We start from the raw sequence: 16,768 nt of genomic DNA, 5'->3' as shown, positions 1-16,768 counted from the left end.
ACGAGCTGCGTCCACCCGGTCCGCGTGGTCCCTCAGGTGCTGCCCTCCGCAGTCGACTTAACCCGGCCTTAGCGTCTGGACAGCGCGGTGCTATCCCAATCTGGCCGATCCTCGGAGTCGACAACGAGGAAAGGTGGACACCACGATGAAGCGCACCAATCTGCTTCTGGCGACGGTCGGCGGATCGGCGGTGCTGGCGGTGGCCGGGGTCGCGCTGGGCGTCAACGCTGCGAACGGCTCCCGAACGGGCGGCACGGCACTCGCCGCGGTAACCGTCGCCCCAACGGCCACGGACGCGCCGGACGACAGCGCCACCACGGCCACGCCGGGGACCAGCGGCACGCCGTCGAGCGACACCCCATCGAGTACGCCGGCGGCCGGCACGCCGTCAGCCGGCAGCTCGTCGGCCGGCAGCGCGGTCGACGAGAAGCGCGCCGGTGAGATCGCGCTCGCCAAGGCCGGTGGTGGCCGGATCGTCGAGATCGAGGCCGAGCAGGAGCACGGCCGACCGGTGTGGAGCGTCGAAATCGTCGCGGGCGACACCGAGCACGAGGTGGACGTCGACCGGGACAACGGCTCGGTGGTCAAGGCCGAGCAGGAGCCGGTCGACGACGACGGTGACGACCAGTCCGACGACGACGACAGCTCCGACGACGACTGACCGCCGGATGCCGCCGCCCGCCACGGGGATCACCCGGGACGGGCGGCGACACCGAGTCCGAGCAGGAGCCCCGTGACCCAGGTGCGGGATGACGCTCAGATGGCGACGCGTTGCTCCTGGACCGTCGGCTGGTCCTGGTTGAACTGGGTGCGGTACAACTCGTGGTATCTGCCGCCAGCGGCGAGCAGGTCACGGTGTCGCCCGCGTTCGACGATGCGTCCGTCCTCGACGACGAGGATCTGATCGGCCGCCCGGATGGTGGAAAGCCGGTGCGCGATGACCACGCTGGTCCGGCCCGCCAGGGCTTCGGCGAGGGCGTCCTGAACCGCTGCCTCCGACGTGGAGTCAAGATGTGCGGTGGCCTCGTCGAGGATGACCACGCGCGGACGGGCCAGCAGCAGTCGCGCGATCGTGAGCCGTTGCCGTTCCCCGCCCGACAGGCGGTATCCGCGTTCGCCGACGACGGTGTCGAGCCCATCCGGAAGCGAGCGGATCAGGTCGTCGAGCCGGGCCCGCCGGAGCACCTCCCACATCTCATTCTCGGTCGCGTCCGGCTGAGCGAACGCCAGGTTGGCACGGATGCTCTCGTGGAAAAGGTGCCCGTCCTGGGTCACCACGCCCAACGCCGTCCGGATCGAGTCGGCCGACAGATCGCGTACGTCGATGTCGGCGAGCTTCACCGCGCCGTCCTCGACGTCGTACAGGCGTGGCACGAGCTGCGCGATCGTCGACTTCCCCGCCCCGGAGGAGCCGACGAGCGCGACCATCTGCCCCGCTTCGGCGCGGAACGACACGCCGTGCAGCACTTCCTCGCCGCCGCGCGTATCGAGCTTTGCCACATCCTCGAGGGACGCGAGCGACACCTTGTCCGCTGAGGGGTAGCCGAACCGCACCCCGTCGAACTCGACCGCGACCGGCCCGTCGGGAAGGGGACGGGCGTCGGACCTGTCGAGGATCAGCGGCTTGAGGTCGAGGACCTCGAACACCCGCTCAAAGCTCACCAGCGCGCTCATCACCTCGACCCGGGCACTGGCCAGCGATGTCAACGGCGCGTAGAGACGCGACAGGAGCAGCGCGAGGGCGACCACGGTCCCGGCGTCGAGGCTGCCCCGAAGGGCGTAGAGACCGCCCAGCCCGTAGACCAGGGCCAGCGCCAGCGAGCCGACAACGGTGAGTGCGGTGATGAAGACCCACTGAAGCATGGCGGCGCGGATGCCGATGTCCCGTACCCGTCGTGCCCGCGCCGCGAACTCGGCGGACTCCTCGGCCGGCCGCCCGTACAGCTTGACCAGGGTGGCGCCGGGTGCGGAGAAGCGTTCTGTCATCCGGGTACTCATGGCCGCGTTGTGCTCGGCCGCCTCGCGCTGCAACTGGGCGAGCCTCGACCCCATCCGCCGAGCTGGGAGGACGAAGATGGGCAGCAGGACGAGCGCCAGCAGCGTGATCTGCCAGGAGAAGGTGAGCATCACGGCCAACGTCAGCATCAGCGTGACGGCGTTGCCGACCACGCTCGAAAGCGTGTCGCTGAAGGCCCGCTGCGCGCCGATCACGTCGTTGTTCAAACGGCTGACCAGCGCACCCGTGCGGGTCCGCGTGAAGAACGCCACCGGCATGCGCTGAACGTGGTCGAAGACGGCCGTCCGCAGCTGGACGATCAGCCCCTCACCGATGCTCGCGGACAGGAATCGCGTCACCAGACCCAGGCCAGCCTCGGCGAGGGCGATCAGGGCGATCAGCACCGCCAACCGGATCACGACGCCGCTCTCGGCGCCGTCGACGATCGCATCGACCACCCGACCGGCGAGAACGGGCGCCGCCACCGTGAGAACCGCTGTCACCACGCTCAGCAACAGGAACCTGATGATCAAAGCGCGGTGTGGCCGCGCGAACTGCGCGATCCGCTTCAAGGTGGCGCGGGACAGTGGCCGCTCGTCCTGCGCGTTCATTGCGTGGTGCAGGGACATCCACGCGGTAACTTCCATGCTCATGCCTTACCTCCGCGGACAGGCTAGAACCTCGCGTGAGGTTGAGGTCAAACGGCGCGCGGAGGCACAGGCGTCACCGGCTACCTCGCCCCGGCGGAACACCAGCAGGGTCGGCAGGGACATGACGGCGTAGCGCCGGGTGGCCTGCGGGTTTCGTCGAAGTTGAGCTTGGCCAGGACCATCCGGTCGCCGAACTCCCGCGCCAACACTGAAGTGCGGACGGCACCCGACTGGGCCGGGTGCCGTCCCGCGTGGTCAGTGCTCCCGGTAGGTAGCCAGGTCGAAGTCGGCGTACACGCCGTCACCGCCGAGGTCCTGCACCCAGAGGCCGAGGAACGCCCCGGTGAAGCCCCAGGCTGCCGGCTCGCCGTCGATGATCAGCGCGGCGTGTTCGTCGGACAGGATGGTCGCGTCCAGGTCGACCGGTAGCCGTTGCCAACCGGTGCCGAGGTCGTAGTCGAAGCGCACCACCGGCCCGTCGAAGACGGCCCGCAGACCGACCCGGGTGACGCCGCTGACGTCGATGGTCAGATCGGGGTACGGGGTGCGCCGCCCGTTGTCGGAGCTGAGCAGCTCCAGCACCGTCCGCCCGTCGTCGGCTCGGGTCAGGTAGAGGTGGTGCCAGTTGAGGGTGTTGTAGTAGGCGGTGATCCCGGCGAGCTGACGGTGGTCGACCGGGTCGAACTCCACCACGGTCTCCAGGGAGCAGTGGGTCGCACCGACGCGTCGCCCGACCAGGCTGGGAGCCTGTCGACCGACCGGTGACTGCCCGCCGTGCACCCGTAGGTGCGATGGGCGGGAGCGCAGGTCGATCCAGTCCGCGGTGGCCGGCCGGCGCAGTGTCGACCAGCGCAGACCCAGCTCAGGGGCATCGAAGTGGTCGGTGTCGGGCTCCGCCGGCCACGGGTGCGCGGGCAGGTCGGGCGCGACGACCTCCTCTGCTGGCACCCCTCCGGCGATCCGGGGCCAGCCACCCGACGGCCACTCGACCCGCTGGATCGCGGTCTCCCGGCCCAGCACGCAGCTGCCCAGCGGTGAGTACGGGCGGCCAACCAGGTGGGCCAGGTACCACTCGCCGTCGAGGGTCCGCACCAGGCTGCCGTGCCCGGCTTTCTGCAACCGCAGGTCAGGCCGCCCGACGGAACTGAGCAGCGGCCCGTCCGGGTCCACCTCGTACGGCCCGAACAGCTCCCGGGACCGCGCCACGGTGACCTGGTGTTCCCAGCTGGTGCCGCCCTCGGCGGTGATCAGCCAGTACCAGCCGTCGTGGCGGTACAGGTGCGGGCCCTCGGTCACGCCGACATGGGTGCCGGTGAACAGGATGCGGGGCCGGCCGACCAGGCGGCGCGCGGCTCGGTCGTACTGCTGGATCTCGATGCCGCCGAAGCGATCCCGGCCGGGTCGCCAGTCGGCGCTCATGCTCAGCAGCCACGTGGTGCCGTCGTCGTCGTGGAACAGCGCGGCGTCGAAACCGCGCCCGTGCAGTTTCACCGGGTCCGACCAGGGGCCGGCGATGTCTTTGGCGGTGATCAGGAAGTTCTGTGGGTCCCAGTAGCCGCTGGCGAAGCTGGCCACGTCGCTGTAGACGAGGTGGAATTCACCGTCGTGGTACGTCAGGTCGGGTGCCCACACCCCGTTGGAGTCACCGCAGCCGCGCAGGTCGAGCAGGCGGCGTTCGGTGATGATCCCGCCCAGCGTGTGCCAGTTCACGAGATCACGCGAATGGTGCACACGCACGCCCGGATACCACTCGAAGGTCGAGGTGGCCAGGTAGTAGTCATCGCCGACGCGCAGAATCGACGGATCCGGGTGGAACCCGGCGAGGACGGGGTTGCGGATCGACCGGGCAGCGGTCACCACGTTAGCGATGTCGGTCGACACGAGGGCTCCTCTGGACGACTGTCTGGAACTTCCGGAAACTTGCGGTCCAGGATCACTGGAAGTCCTGCATACGCTAGCCGGTCTTTTCGCAATAGGACAGAGGTCTTGACCGATGGGGCAACAGCTCGTAGCGTGCCCGCCATCGCCCGGTAATACCGGCGAAGCATTGAAAGTTCCGGAGATCCATGTTCCCACCCCGCCGGCTCGACCGGCGTCCGAACACCCCGTGAGTCCCCGAAGGGATGGATCATGACACCGCACGTTTCCCGCCGAACGCTGCTCGGTCTTGCCGGCGCTGGCGCAGGTGCATATTTCCTCAGCGCCTGCAGCGACGGGGAGTCCAGCGACCCGAACGCCCCGCAGACCATCAACTGGTGGCACATCCAGAACACCGAACCGATGCTGCCGGTCTGGGCGGCGATGGCCAACGAGTACAAGACCGCACACAGCAACGTCACGTTCTCCATCCAGCCGCTGGAGAACGAGGCTTTCAAGGCCAAGCTCACCACTGCCACCCAGGCCGGCGATCCGCCGGACCTGTTCCAGTCCTGGGGTGGCGGCGTGCTCAAGCAGCAGGTCGACGCGGGCCTGGTCAAGGATCTCACCGACGACGTGAAATCGTTGGTTGACGGCATCCTGCCCGCCGCCATGCAGCCGTACACGATCGACGGCAAGATCTACGGCATTCCGTTCGACATCGGCATGGTCGGGTTCTGGTACAACAAGGACCTCTTCACCCGCGCCGGCATCACCGACACCCCCACCACCTGGGCCGGTCTGCTCGACGCGGTCCGCAAGCTCAAGGCCGCCGGCATCACGCCGGTCGCCCTGGCCGGCAAGGACAAGTGGCCGGCCCACTTCTACTGGTCCTACCTCGCGATGCGCGTCGGTGGAGTGGGCGCGCTGCAGAAGGCCGTCGACGACAAGAACTTCGACACCCCTGACCTCGCCGCCGCAGGTGAGCGGCTCAAGGAACTCGTCGACCTGCAGCCCTTCCAGAAGGGGTTCCTCGGCGCCGAGTACGGCTCACCCGACGGGCAGGCCGCCACCATGGGCAACGGCGGCGCGGCCATGGAGCTGATGGGGCAGTGGGCGCCGGCGGTGCAGGCGTCCAGCTCCACCAGCAAGAAGGGCCTCGGCGACAAGCTCGGCTTCTTCCCGTTCCCCGCCGTGGATGGCGGCAAGGGCTCCGCGACCGAGGTCTTCGGCGGCGGCAACGGCTTCGCCGTCGGCAAGGACGCGCCGGCCGCGACCATCGACTTCCTGAAGTTCCTGCTCAGCGCCGACAACCAGCGCCGGTCCGTCCAGACCGGCGCGGTGCTGCCCACGGTGAAGGAGGCCACCTCGGCCATTCCCGACGCCAACGGCAAGGTCGTCGCGGAGACCCTGGCCAAGAACACCGGCTTCCAGCTCTACCTCGATCAGGCGTACGCGCCCGCACTCGGGCAGCAGATCAACGACAGCGTCGCCGAGATCATCGCCGGCAAGAAGCAGCCCGCGGCGATCCTCAAGGACATCACGCAGGTGGCGAAGACCGCCTGACAGTGATCCAGCACCCATCCGTAGCCGGCTGAAGAACCCGAGTGGAGTAGGAATGACCAGGCCATCGACCGTGTCGGACACGAGGCGCGGCGACACGGCGACCGATCCGCCGGCACCGGGGCCGGGCACCGCGCGACAGCGCGGCCGCCAGCCCCGGCCGGGCCGGGGCGGCGTCCTCGCCGTGTTCCTGGCGCCTGCCCTGGCGCTGTTCCTGCTGTTGGTCATCGCCCCCATCGTGGTGGCCAGCTACGCCAGTCTCTACAAGTGGAACGGCTTCGGGCTGCCGGAGAACTTCGTCGGGCTGGACAACTACACCCGTGCCTTCGGCGACCCGACCTTCCGTGGCGACCTGCGGCGCGGCCTCGTGCTGGTGGTGCTGTCCCTGGTCGTGCAGCTGCCTGCTGCGCTGGCCCTGGCCATGCTCCTCAACCAGCCACTGCGCGGCCGGGCCGTCTACCGGCTGATCTTCTTCGCACCGTACGTGCTCTCCGAGGTCACCACGGCCGTCCTGTTCACCCTGGTGTTCTCACCCAACCGAGGGTTGGGCGAGGGGGTTTCCCGGTGGCTGGGCGCCGATGCGGGTGCGGTCTTCGCCGACCCGGACACCGTGCTGTTCGCCGTCTTCCTGGTGGTGTCCTGGAAGTACTTCGGCCTCTACATGATGCTCTTCCTGGCCGCCCGGCAGGGGATCCCCAAGGAGCTGTCCGAGGCTGCGGTCACTGACGGTGCCACCGCCTGGCAGGCGTTCCGACATGTCACCCTGCCCCTGCTCGGCCCGACGATCCGCATCAGCGTGTTCCTGTCGGTGATCGGCACCATCCAACTGTTCGACATGGTCTGGGTGCTCACCGGCGGTGGTCCGATCCACTCCTCGGAGACCCTGGCCGTCACGATGTACCAGTACGGCTTCCGCCGCTTCGAGGTCGGCTACGCGAGCGCGATCAGCATCGTCATGTTCATGCTGAGCCTCGTCTTCGCCCTGCTTTACCAACGCGTCGTCCTGCGTCGTGACACTGCAGGCGCGATCACCACTCAGGGAGGCCAGCGATGACCGCCACGGCGAGTCGCGCCCAGCGGACCCGCAGCGTCGCGCTGCACCTCGTTTGCATCACCGTCGGCGCGCTCATCGTTGTGCCGGTGTGGTTCGGCGTGCTCGGCGGCTTCAAGGACAACGGCCAACTGTCCACCAACCCGCTGGGCTGGCCCGACCCCTGGGTGCCGAACTACCTCGAAATCCTGAGCAACGGGGTGTTCTGGCGGCAGCTCGGCAACAGCCTCCTCATTGCCGTGAGCAGCACTTTCATCGTCGTCGGCGCGGCGGCCATGGCAGCGTTCGTCTTCGCGCGCTATGCCTTCCGGGGCCGCGAGTTCCTGGTCACCCTGTTCGCGATCGGCTTGATGTTCCCGTTCGCGGTGGCCATTCTTCCGCTGTTCGTCCTGCTGCGCGGCCTGGGCCTGCTGGACAACCCGCTCGGCGTCATCCTGCCCCAGGCCGCCTTCGGGCTGCCGATCACCATCATCATCCTGCGTCAGTTCTTCCGTACCATTCCCGCCGAGGTCGAGGAGGCCGCCGTCCTCGACGGGTGCGGTTCCTTCGGCTTCTTCTGGCGGGTCCTGCTGCCGATGGCCCGTCCCGCACTGGCCACCGTCTCGGTGCTGGCCGTCGTCACCAGTTGGAACAACTTCTTGCTCCCGCTGGTCGTCTTCAGCGACCAGAGCTGGTGGACCCTCCCGGTCGGGGTCCAGGCGTTCCAGGGCCAGTACGCCGACGACACCGCACGGGTGCTCGCCTACGTCGTGCTGTCCATGCTTCCGGCCCTGGGCTTCTACGCCGTAGCCGAACGCCAGCTCATCGGCGGCCTGACCGGCAGCGTCAAGGGGTGACCCCGTACCAGTGCGAGCAAACCTGAGCTTTCAGCCAGATTAAGGGGCGGACCGTGGGCTCGGAGAACGGCCGAAACGTCACCATCGCCATGATCGCGCGGTTGGCCGGTGTCTCCGTGCCCACGGTCTCCCGGGTCATCAACGGCCGCTCCGATGTCGCTCCCGACACCCGGGAACGCGTCGAGGCACTGCTCAACCGGCACGGTTACCGCCGGCGGTCGCCGGCCCGCCGTACCGACGCCGCCCTCATCGACCTGGTCTTCAACGACCTGGACAGCCCGTGGGCCGTGGAGATCATCCGCGGGGTGGAGGACGTCGGCCAGAGCAGCGGCGTCGGCACCGTCGTGTCGGCCATCCACTGGCGCATCTCGTCGGCCAAGCAATGGCTCGACAACATGCGTACGCGCTCCACCGAGGGCGTCATCTTCGTGACCTCGATGGTGAACCCACCGTTGCAGGCCGAGCTGCGCCGGCTCCACCTGCCGGTGGTCATCATCGACCCCGCCGGGGTCGACCCGCAGGAGTCACCCACCATCGGTGCCACCAACTGGGCGGGCAGCCTGAGCGCCAACCAGTATCTGATCGGCCTCGGCCACCGCCGCATCGGGTTCATCGCCGGTCCACCGCACCTGATGTGCAGCCGAGCCCGGATGGACGGCTACCGGGCCGCCCTCGGCGCCGCCGACATTCCCGTCGACGACACCCTCATCCGGCCCGGCAACTTTTACCACGAGGCCGGCTTCACCGCGGGTACCCAACTGCTGGCCCTGCCCGACCCGCCCACCGCGATCTTCGCCTCCAGCGACCAGATGGCACTCGGCGTCTACGAGGCGGTCCGCAAACGCGGCCTCCGGGTGCCCGACGACATCAGCGTGGTCGGCTTCGACGATCTGCCGGAGGTCCGGTGGTGCTCGCCGCCGCTGACCACCGTTCGTCAACCACTGGCCGAGATGGGCATGCTGGCTGCGCGGACCGTGCTGCGCCTCGCCAGCGGCGAGAAGACCGAAAGCCCTCGGATCGAGCTCGCCACCGAGCTCATCGTCCGCGACAGCGCCGCACCACCACCGCGACCCGCACCGCCCGGGCGGCCACGGTCGTGACGCCGTTCAGCTGTCCCGGAGAGCGTCGTCGACACCCGTCTCCCGGCGGCCGAGGTGTGCCGGGTCCCGACCGGAGAGCAGATCCAGCGCTGCTTTCAGACACGCGCCGTTCTCGCGGAACGAACTGACCCGCCACGTCTGGGCGTAGCGCCTCGCGGTCTCGTCGCCCACTCCGCTGGCGTCGATGCCGAGACGCCGGCACAGTGCCACGGCGCGGGGGAGGTGAAAGGACTGGGTCACGACCGTCGCGCGCCGCACCCCGAAGATCCGCTCAGCCCGCGCGCACGAGTCGTACGTGTCGAAACCGGCGTAGTCGAGCACCACCTTCCGCGCCGGCACCCCCCGGTCGACCAGCCAGCCCCGCATCGCGACGGGCTCGTTGTAGTCCGCGTTCATGTTGTCGCCCGACACCAGGATCGCCCGCACCTTGCCGGTGCCGAACAGCCGTCGCGCGATCTCCAACCGGGCCGCGAGGAACGGTGACGGTGTGCCGTCCGCGTCCACCTTGGTCCCCAGCACCAGGGCGACCGGCGCGTCCGGCACGGCAGCCTCGCTGTAGATGTGACCGTCCGCCGCGTCGCGGATCCACGCCACACTGGCCGCCGTGCCGCCGGTCAGCAGCACCGCACCGACCACCAGCGCGAGGAGCGTGCCGCGGACGAACCGCCGACGCTTCCCGTACCACCGCCTGAGCGCACCGAATCGTCCCCGCATGCCGCGAGACTATTCCGGCTGCGCTCACGACGACCGGGCCGGGGCTGATCATCGTCTCTCTGACAGGTCACCGGCGAGAGCCGGTCAGTCCGCCGAGAGGGGCCGGTGACCGGGCTCGGCGGTGATCTTCCGGCCGTCAGCACCGCCGCCGGCTACCGCTGAGTCCGCTGCGGCGATCGGCCCGGCTCGGGAAGGGGCCCGAGCCGGGCCACGCGGGCGGCTCAGATCGCACGCCGCCGACGCGCCTCGTCCGACACGATCGACGGGGTACGCCGAACCGGCGCCGAAGGCGGGAGTGGACTCAGCTCCGGGTCCATTTCTGGCTGTTCCCGCCGTTGCAGGTCGAGAGAATGACCTGGGTGCCGTTGGTGGTTCCCGCGGCGTTCGGTGAGAGGCACAGACCGGACTGCAGGCCGATGATCGTGCCATCAGTGTTGACGTTCCACTGCTGGTTGGTGCCGCCGTTGCAGTCCCAGATGATCACCCGGGTGCCCGAGGTGGTCCCAGCACCCTCGGCGTCCAGGCACTTCGTGCCGTACACCTGGAGCTGTTTGCCGGCGGTCGTCGTCCACTGCTGGTTGGTGCCGCCGTTGCAGTCCCACAGGGCCAACTGGGTGCCGTTCGTCTGCGACCTCGACGGGACGTCCAGGCAGCGGCCGGCAGCGACGTTGCGCAGCGGTCCCGCCGTGCCGCCGGGTGGCGGAGTGGTCGGGTCCGGCGGTGTGGTGGGACCCGCGGTGTCGAAGCCGAGGAACCGGACGGCCTGAGCGGCGTCGAACGGGATGGAGTGGCCGTACCCCTGGAAGCTGATCGCTTCGACCGGCGCCGTGCCACCGGTGCCTCCGTACCGGGTACGGGTGGCGCTGGTCTGGGGGGAGTCGGTGTAGCTGGGGGTCTGGGACACGCCCTGCACGTTGGTCCACTGCTTGATCTGTTCGCTGAAGTTGACGTAGCTCAGCGTGGTGTCCGTGGTGCCGTGCCAGATCTGGACCCGGGGTCGCTTGCCGGTGTAGCCGGGGTAGGCGTTGCGCACGAGGTCACCCCACTGTTGCGGGGTCTTGACGATCCGCCCGCCGGAGCACTCGCTGTTCCACTCCGCGCCGTTGGTGGTGGCGAAGCAGCCGAACGGGACCCCGGAGGAGCTGACTCCCGCGTTGAACAGGTCCGGGTAGAGACCGAGCATGACGTTGGTCATCATGGCGCCAGAGGAGAACCCGGCCACGCCGATCCGGTTCGGGTCGACCGGGTAGCGGCTCTGCACGTAGTCGACCATGGACTTGAGGCCGATGGGGTCGCTGCCACCGCCACGCCGGAGGGCCTGTGGCGAGGAGACGTCCCAACACTTGCTGCTGCGGGTCACCGACGGGTAGATCACGATGTAGCCGTAGCGGTCGGCAAGGGTGCTGAGCCCGAAACCGGTGTGCACCGCCGGGCCACTGCCGGTGCAGTAGTGCAGGGCGAGGAGGAGGGCCGGTCGGGCCGCAACCCGGTCCGGCACGTACAGGTGCATCTGTAGGTTCGTCGGGTTGGTGCCGAAGTTGGTGACCTGGGTGAGCGCCGCGGCCGACGCCGGGGTGGCGACCGTGACCACGGCCGTCATCGTCGCCAGGGCCGTCGCGAGCGCGGCGGCCAGCAGTGCGATCCTTGATTTCATCGATGTTTCCTCTCGTGCTGTGCCGCCCCGCCATCGACTGTGAGCGATAACATGCTGTTCGTCAAGTTGTCACGAATGACGTCTGTCGACTCGCTGAAGCCAGCTGCTCGACCAGATCACTTGAGATCCCCGACTCGCGCATGACATTCTTTACCGTCGATTGCATGCCGCGCGCGCGGGGCTGACGCCGTCCACTGGGCAGCCGGGATCCGGACCACGGATTCGGGGGGACGGGGCACGAATGATGGGACACCGGGTCCTGTCCGTCCACGAGTCCGCCCGCGACCGCGTCGCATCCGTCCGGCTGGGCGACTCACCGTCGTTCACCGTGGAGGAACCCAGCCATGCACATCCCGATAAGCCGTGCCGCACTCCTGGCGAGCCTGCTGCTTGCCGCGAGCGCGCTGTCCGGCGTCAACCCGCCGACCGCCAGCGCGGCAGCCGACCCGGTCGCGGTGACCGTGAACGCCCGCGCAGGACTGGCGACCGTGCCCGACACCGCGCTCGGCGTCAACCACGCCATCTGGGACCAGAACCTGGGCACCGCCGAGACGTCGGACCTGCTGCGCGACGCCGGTGTGCAGATGATGCGCTATCCCGGCGGCTCGTACGCCGACATCTACCACTGGAAGGACCACACCGCGCCTGGGGGGTACGTCGCGCCGGGGACCGACTTCGACACCTTCATGGCGGCGGTCCGGCGGGTCGGCGCGCAACCGATGATCATCGCGAACTATGGCACCGGCACGCCCGCCGAGGCCGCCGACTGGGTGCGGTACGCCAACGTGACGAAGGGCTACGGCGCGCGGTACTGGACGGTGGGCAACGAGAACTACGGAAACGGCCACTACGGGTCGGCGTGGGAGGCGGACGACCACCCGGACAAGAGCGCGACACAGTACGCGCGGCAGGTCGTCGAGTACGCCGACGCGATGAAGGCGGTCGACCCGAGCATCAAGGTCGGCGCAGTGCTGACGATGCCGGGCAACTGGCCGGACGGGATCACCGCCGGCAGTGACCCGGGCCCGTGGAACCAGACCGTGCTCTCCATCGCCGGCCCAAAGATCGACTTCGTGGACGTGCACTGGTACCCGGGTGGCACCGCGGCCGAGTCGCTGACCCGCACCAGCCACATCCCCGACGCGACCTACCTGCTGCGGCAGCAACTCACCCGGTACGCCGGCCCGAACGCCGGCCGCATCGGCATCAGCTTCACCGAGCTGAACGTCGGCGCCGGCCAGAACACCCAGCCGGGGGCACTCTTCCTGGCCGACGTCTACAGCGGGCTGCTGGAGACCGGCGTCTTCACCGTCCAGTGGTGGAACGTGCACAACGGCATCGGCACCGTGTCCGAGGTGGCGGGCCAGACCGACTACGGCGACTTCGGCATGCTCTCCAGCGGCACCTGCACCGAGGACGGCTCCGTGTGCGAGCCGCCGCTGAACACCCCGTTCGCGCCGTACCACGGGCTGACCATGATGAAGCTGTTCGCGAAGGCCGGCGACCAGTTCGTCCGCGCCGGCACCGACGAGCCGCTGGTCAGCGCGCACGCGGTCCGCCGGGGCAACGGGGACCTCGCGGTGCTGCTCGTGAACAAGGATCCGGCCACCGCACATCCGGTCACCATCGACTACGCCGGGTTCACCCCGTCGACCGTCGCGCCGACGGTGTCCACCCTCACCAACGGTGCCACCGGCATCGCCACCAGCCAGTCCGGCTCCGCGACAACGCGGACGCTGCCGGCGTACTCGTTGACCACGCTCGTGTTGCGCCCGGCCGGCGCGACCGTCGGACGGCCCTCGGCGCCGGGCCAGCCCACCGCCAGCGGCGTCACCGACCGCTCCGCGACGATTTCCTGGCCGGCCGCCACCCCGGGCGGCAGCCCGATCGCCAAGTACGAGGTGTACCGGCAGAACGGCGCGGTCAGCGAGCAATTCGGCGAGACGACGACCACCTCGTTCACGGTCGGCAACCTCGTGCCGGGCAGCAGGTACACCGTCAACGTGTTGGCCCGCGACACCGCTGGCCGGGTGTCCTGGGCCTCACCGCCGCTCACCTTCGCCACCGGCAGCCCGGCCGCCGGTGCGTGCACCGTCCGCTTCACCACCAACAGCGACTGGGGCAACGGCTACATCGGCGGCGTCGAGATCATCAACAATGGGACCAGCGCGATCAACGGCTGGACGCTCACCTGGACCTGGCCGACCGGCTGGCAGCAGGTGAGCAGCGGCTGGAGCGCCACCTGGGAGCAGGTCGGCGCTGCCGTGCGGGTCACCCCGACCGACGACAACCGGCAGATCGCCGCCGGCGGCAGCGTGAGCGCCGGCTTCGTCGGCGCGTACAGCGGCCCGAACGTGTTGCCGACGGCGTTCACCCTCAACGGCACCGTCTGCACCACCGGCTGACGCCATCCTCGTGCTCCGGCTGGCCCGTTCATCAGGCCAGCCGGAGCGCCGGGGCCGCCGCCGACCCGCCGCCGACGGAATCTACGGCAGGTCGGCAAGGCCGAGTCGACGGCGGAGTTCGCCGATCTCAACGGGGTTGTCCTCGTTGAGCAGATGCAAGGCCCGCAACCAACTGCCTCGGGCTGCCTCGTCATCACCGGCACCGTGCAGGACGTCGCCGAGACGGGTCAGCGTCTCGGCCTCACCCCACCGATCATCGGACTGCTCGTACAACTCAAGCGCCTTCCGGTAGCACGCGCACGCCTCGTCGGGAACGCCCATCCGTTGATGCGCGTAGCCGAGGCTGTCCCAGGTCTTGGCCGCTCCGGTCACGTTGCCGAGCTCTTCGTGCAAGGCGAGCGCACGCCGGCAGTAGTCCACGGCCCGATGCTGGTCGCCAAGCCGGGCATGGTCCCAGCCGACCGCGTTGAGGGCCTTCGCCCGCCCCACCACGTGACCGACCTCGCCAAAGAGCGCGAGGGCTCGTTCGTCGCATTCCAGCGCCTTCTGGTGCTGGTCCTGCCCTTCGTGCACCCAGCCCAGGTAGAGCGCGACGTGGGCCGCGCCGGCCGGGTCACGAAGACGGCCGAACAGCTCACCAGCGCGATTGAGGTGGCTCAGCGCGCCGTCCAGGTCACCGAGTTGATGCAGCGCCAGGCCGAGATCGCGGTGGCCGTGTGCCTCTCCGACGAGGTCGCCCGCACGCTGTGCCGAGGTCTCGGCGGTGCGGTGCGCTGTTGCCAGATCCGTCCACCGGGACTGCCTGCTGAGGAAGGTCGCGACGGCCCAGGCCAGGCGCCAGGCGTAACCGTCCAGGCAGGAATCGGCCGCCTGCTCGACAGCGGCGAGGAGGAGAAGACGTTCGGCGTCGAGCCACCGGTGTGCCTGCTCGCCGTTTCGGAACGACAGGACGGTGGTCCCGAGCGCGAGCGGCGGCAGGTCGATGCGGTCCCGATGCGGCTCGATCGTCAACGCGGCCGCGTGAGCGCCGCGCAGATAGTGGTCGAGCAGTCGGCGCCGCGCGGGTGTCCGGTCTGCCACGTCCAACAGCTCGTCGGCGTACGCGCGCAGCAGATCGTGACAGGCGTAGCGATCCGGGCCGGTCAGGCTCACCAGATGGGCGCTGAGCAGCTCGTCGAGCGGTTCGCGCACCTGATCGACCGAAAGCCCGATGAGGCTGGCCGTCGCCGGCAGACTGACGTCCGGGCCGGGGTAGAGCGTGAGTAGCCGGAATAGCGTCGCCGCAGGGGCGCTGAGTGCCCGGTAGGATGCGGCGAAGACGGACCGTACGTCGGCGACGGCGTCGCGGTTTGCCAGGGCGTCCAGCCCATGGCGTGGCGCGGCGAGTTCGTTGGCGAGGTCCTGCAGCGACAGCGCGGGATTCATGGCGGCCCGGGCGGCGACGATCGACAGGGCGAGCGGCAGCCCCGCACAGGCTGCCACGATCTTGTTCGCCGCGTCCGCCTCTGCCGCGATCCTCCGCTGCCCGAGCCGGCCGGCGAGGAGATGACGTGCCTCGGCGACCGTCAGAAAGCCGAGTGGCAGAGGATGAAGTCCTTCGGTCGCCACCAGGCCGGACATCTGGTTCCGGCTGGTCACCAGGACCGCGCAACTGGCCGAGCCGGGCAGCAGTGGACGGACCTGATCGGGGTCTTTGGCGTCGTCGAGCACGATCAGCATCCGCCGGTCCGCCACCAGGCTCCGGTACAGGCCAACCTGGGAGGCGAAGTCCGCGGGTACGGCGGTCGGGGCGACGTCGAGCGCGTCCAGGATCGCGCGTATCGCAGTGGCCGGCGCCAACGGCAGCTCCGTGGGGTGAAAGCCACTCAGGTTGAGAAACAGCTGGCCGTCCGGATAGCGGTCCTGATGGGTGGCGGCCCAGTGCAGCGCCAGCCAGGTCTTGCCGATCCCACCGATGCCGCTGACGGCCACGGCGGCACCGGTCGTCTCGCCGTCCGTCCGCAGCGCCGCGTCGAGCTGCGCCAGCTCGCCGGACCGGCCGCTGAACGACCCGGACGGCATGGGCAGTTGTCGGGGAACGGATGAGCCGGTCTGACCGGGGCCCGCGGCGAGGTCCGGCGTCAGGATCGACCGGTGCAGCTGCTGTACGTGCGGGCTCGGCTCGACGCCGAGCTCCTCGACCAGCAGGTCCCGAAACCGCCGGTAGTGCTCCAGCGCCTCGGCCGAGCGGCCACTGCCGGAAAGCGCCAGCATCATCTGGCCGGCCAGGCGTTCGTTCAGTGGCTGCCCCGACGCGAGACGCGACAGGTCGGCCAGGACCGCGTCGTGCTGGCCCACCCGCAGCGCCGCATCGACGCGTTCGAGCTCCGCTGTCAGCTTCTCCTGCTCCAGGTCCGTCCGCATCGTGTCGAGCCAGAAGGCGTCCAACCCGGAGAACGGGTCGCCGCGCCAGAGCCCGAGCGCCCGGTCGAACAACGCGAGGCGGTCATCCTCCGACTGCTCGGCACGGGCCTCGTCACGGAGCTGGCGGAAGCGGTGCAGATCTACCGTCATCTCGTCAGCGGCCATCAGGTACCCACCGGAGCGTCGTGTGATCGCCACGTCGGGCACGTCAGCCAGGCTGCGGCGCAGGCGGTACAGGTAGCCGTAGAGGGTGTCGCGGGCGCGCTGCGGCGGGCTCTCGCCCCAGACCCGATCGATGAGCTGGTCGACCGAGACCGCCCGGTTGACATCGACGAGCAGAGCGGCCAGGACGCATTGCTGACGGGCGTGCCCGAGGGCGACGGGCTGGTCGTCGACTGTCGCCACGACGTCCCCGAGCAAGCCGAATCGCACCGTCACCGCATCTCCTCACCAAGGGCACCGTCTATGCCCTTACCCCGGTTGTGCCTGCGGATACCAGCTTCGTCCCAGACCCGCCCCAGCCCGGGCCCCGATAGTCA

The 16,768-nt window shown here is 69.4% G+C and carries 11 protein-coding genes; 6 read left to right on the top strand and 5 right to left on the bottom strand.

The window, feature by feature from the left end; all coding sequences use genetic code 11:
* The first annotated feature begins 145 nt into the window (after window positions 1-145).
* Complete coding sequence (locus OG811_RS29710) at window positions 146-661, top strand: PepSY domain-containing protein (RefSeq protein WP_406070464.1); 516 nt, start codon at window positions 146-148, stop codon at window positions 659-661.
* Between the two features lie 95 nt (window positions 662-756).
* Here OG811_RS29710 and OG811_RS29705 read toward each other — a convergent pair whose 3' ends face one another.
* On the bottom strand, window positions 757-2,649 hold the full coding sequence (locus OG811_RS29705; protein ID WP_406070463.1) for an ABC transporter ATP-binding protein: 1,893 nt from the start codon (window positions 2,647-2,649) through the stop codon (window positions 757-759).
* A 252-nt stretch (window positions 2,650-2,901) separates the two neighbouring features.
* Window positions 2,902-4,527, bottom strand: coding sequence for a glycoside hydrolase family 43 protein (locus tag OG811_RS29700; protein ID WP_406070462.1), 1,626 nt, complete (start codon window positions 4,525-4,527; stop codon window positions 2,902-2,904).
* Between the two features lie 249 nt (window positions 4,528-4,776).
* Between OG811_RS29700 and OG811_RS29695 the strand changes: the two genes are divergently transcribed.
* From OG811_RS29695 to OG811_RS29680, 4 genes are all read left to right on the top strand, one after another.
* Window positions 4,777-6,069: an extracellular solute-binding protein gene (locus tag OG811_RS29695; protein ID WP_406070460.1), complete on the top strand. Its 1,293-nt coding sequence runs from the start codon at window positions 4,777-4,779 to the stop codon at window positions 6,067-6,069.
* Between the two features lie 52 nt (window positions 6,070-6,121).
* The gene (locus OG811_RS29690) at window positions 6,122-7,120 is read left to right on the top strand and encodes a carbohydrate ABC transporter permease (RefSeq protein ID WP_406070458.1); all 999 of its coding nucleotides are present in this window, start codon (window positions 6,122-6,124) and stop codon (window positions 7,118-7,120) included.
* Window positions 7,117-7,953, top strand: a complete 837-nt coding sequence (locus tag OG811_RS29685; protein WP_406070457.1) for a carbohydrate ABC transporter permease — start codon at window positions 7,117-7,119, stop codon at window positions 7,951-7,953. The genes OG811_RS29690 and OG811_RS29685 overlap by 4 nt, the downstream gene beginning before the upstream one ends.
* Window positions 7,954-8,042: 89 nt before the next feature.
* Window positions 8,043-9,053: a LacI family DNA-binding transcriptional regulator gene (locus tag OG811_RS29680; protein WP_406075974.1), complete on the top strand. Its 1,011-nt coding sequence runs from the start codon at window positions 8,043-8,045 to the stop codon at window positions 9,051-9,053.
* Window positions 9,054-9,059: 6 nt separating this feature from the next.
* Here OG811_RS29680 and OG811_RS29675 read toward each other — a convergent pair whose 3' ends face one another.
* Together OG811_RS29675 and OG811_RS29670 are read right to left on the bottom strand one after the other, a co-directional pair.
* Complete coding sequence (locus tag OG811_RS29675; RefSeq protein WP_406070455.1) at window positions 9,060-9,767, bottom strand: vancomycin high temperature exclusion protein; 708 nt, start codon at window positions 9,765-9,767, stop codon at window positions 9,060-9,062.
* A 301-nt stretch (window positions 9,768-10,068) separates the two neighbouring features.
* Window positions 10,069-11,421, bottom strand: coding sequence for a PHB depolymerase family esterase (locus tag OG811_RS29670; protein ID WP_406070454.1), 1,353 nt, complete (start codon window positions 11,419-11,421; stop codon window positions 10,069-10,071).
* 344 nt (window positions 11,422-11,765) lie between these two features.
* Here OG811_RS29670 and OG811_RS29665 point away from each other — a divergent pair, with 344 nt between their 5' ends.
* Window positions 11,766-13,826, top strand: a complete 2,061-nt coding sequence (locus tag OG811_RS29665) for a cellulose binding domain-containing protein (RefSeq protein ID WP_406070452.1) — start codon at window positions 11,766-11,768, stop codon at window positions 13,824-13,826.
* An 81-nt stretch (window positions 13,827-13,907) separates the two neighbouring features.
* On the opposite strand, the gene OG811_RS29660 is transcribed toward OG811_RS29665, so the two are convergent.
* Window positions 13,908-16,667, bottom strand: coding sequence for a BTAD domain-containing putative transcriptional regulator (locus OG811_RS29660; RefSeq protein ID WP_406070450.1), 2,760 nt, complete (start codon window positions 16,665-16,667; stop codon window positions 13,908-13,910).
* Window positions 16,668-16,768 lie beyond the last annotated feature (101 nt).

Origin of the sequence: Micromonospora sp. NBC_01638, assembly GCF_045209745.1 — a bacterium.
Classification (GTDB): Bacteria; Actinomycetota; Actinomycetes; order Mycobacteriales; family Micromonosporaceae; genus Micromonospora.
The sequence above is the reverse complement of the archived record's forward strand: the minus strand, read 5'-3'. Positions and strand labels throughout refer to the sequence as shown.

Coding starts and splice junctions, on each gene's coding strand:
- OG811_RS29685 (WP_406070457.1), top strand. CDS start 7,117: ATGACCGCCACGGCGAGTCGCGCCCAGCGGACCCGCAGCGTCGCGCTG.
- OG811_RS29670 (WP_406070454.1), bottom strand. CDS start 11,421: ATGAAATCAAGGATCGCACTGCTGGCCGCCGCGCTCGCGACGGCCCTG.
- OG811_RS29680 (WP_406075974.1), top strand. CDS start 8,043: ATGATCGCGCGGTTGGCCGGTGTCTCCGTGCCCACGGTCTCCCGGGTC.
- OG811_RS29675 (WP_406070455.1), bottom strand. CDS start 9,767: ATGCGGGGACGATTCGGTGCGCTCAGGCGGTGGTACGGGAAGCGTCGG.
- OG811_RS29690 (WP_406070458.1), top strand. CDS start 6,122: ATGACCAGGCCATCGACCGTGTCGGACACGAGGCGCGGCGACACGGCG.
- OG811_RS29710 (WP_406070464.1), top strand. CDS start 146: ATGAAGCGCACCAATCTGCTTCTGGCGACGGTCGGCGGATCGGCGGTG.
- OG811_RS29665 (WP_406070452.1), top strand. CDS start 11,766: ATGCACATCCCGATAAGCCGTGCCGCACTCCTGGCGAGCCTGCTGCTT.
- OG811_RS29705 (WP_406070463.1), bottom strand. CDS start 2,649: ATGAGCATGGAAGTTACCGCGTGGATGTCCCTGCACCACGCAATGAAC.
- OG811_RS29695 (WP_406070460.1), top strand. CDS start 4,777: ATGACACCGCACGTTTCCCGCCGAACGCTGCTCGGTCTTGCCGGCGCT.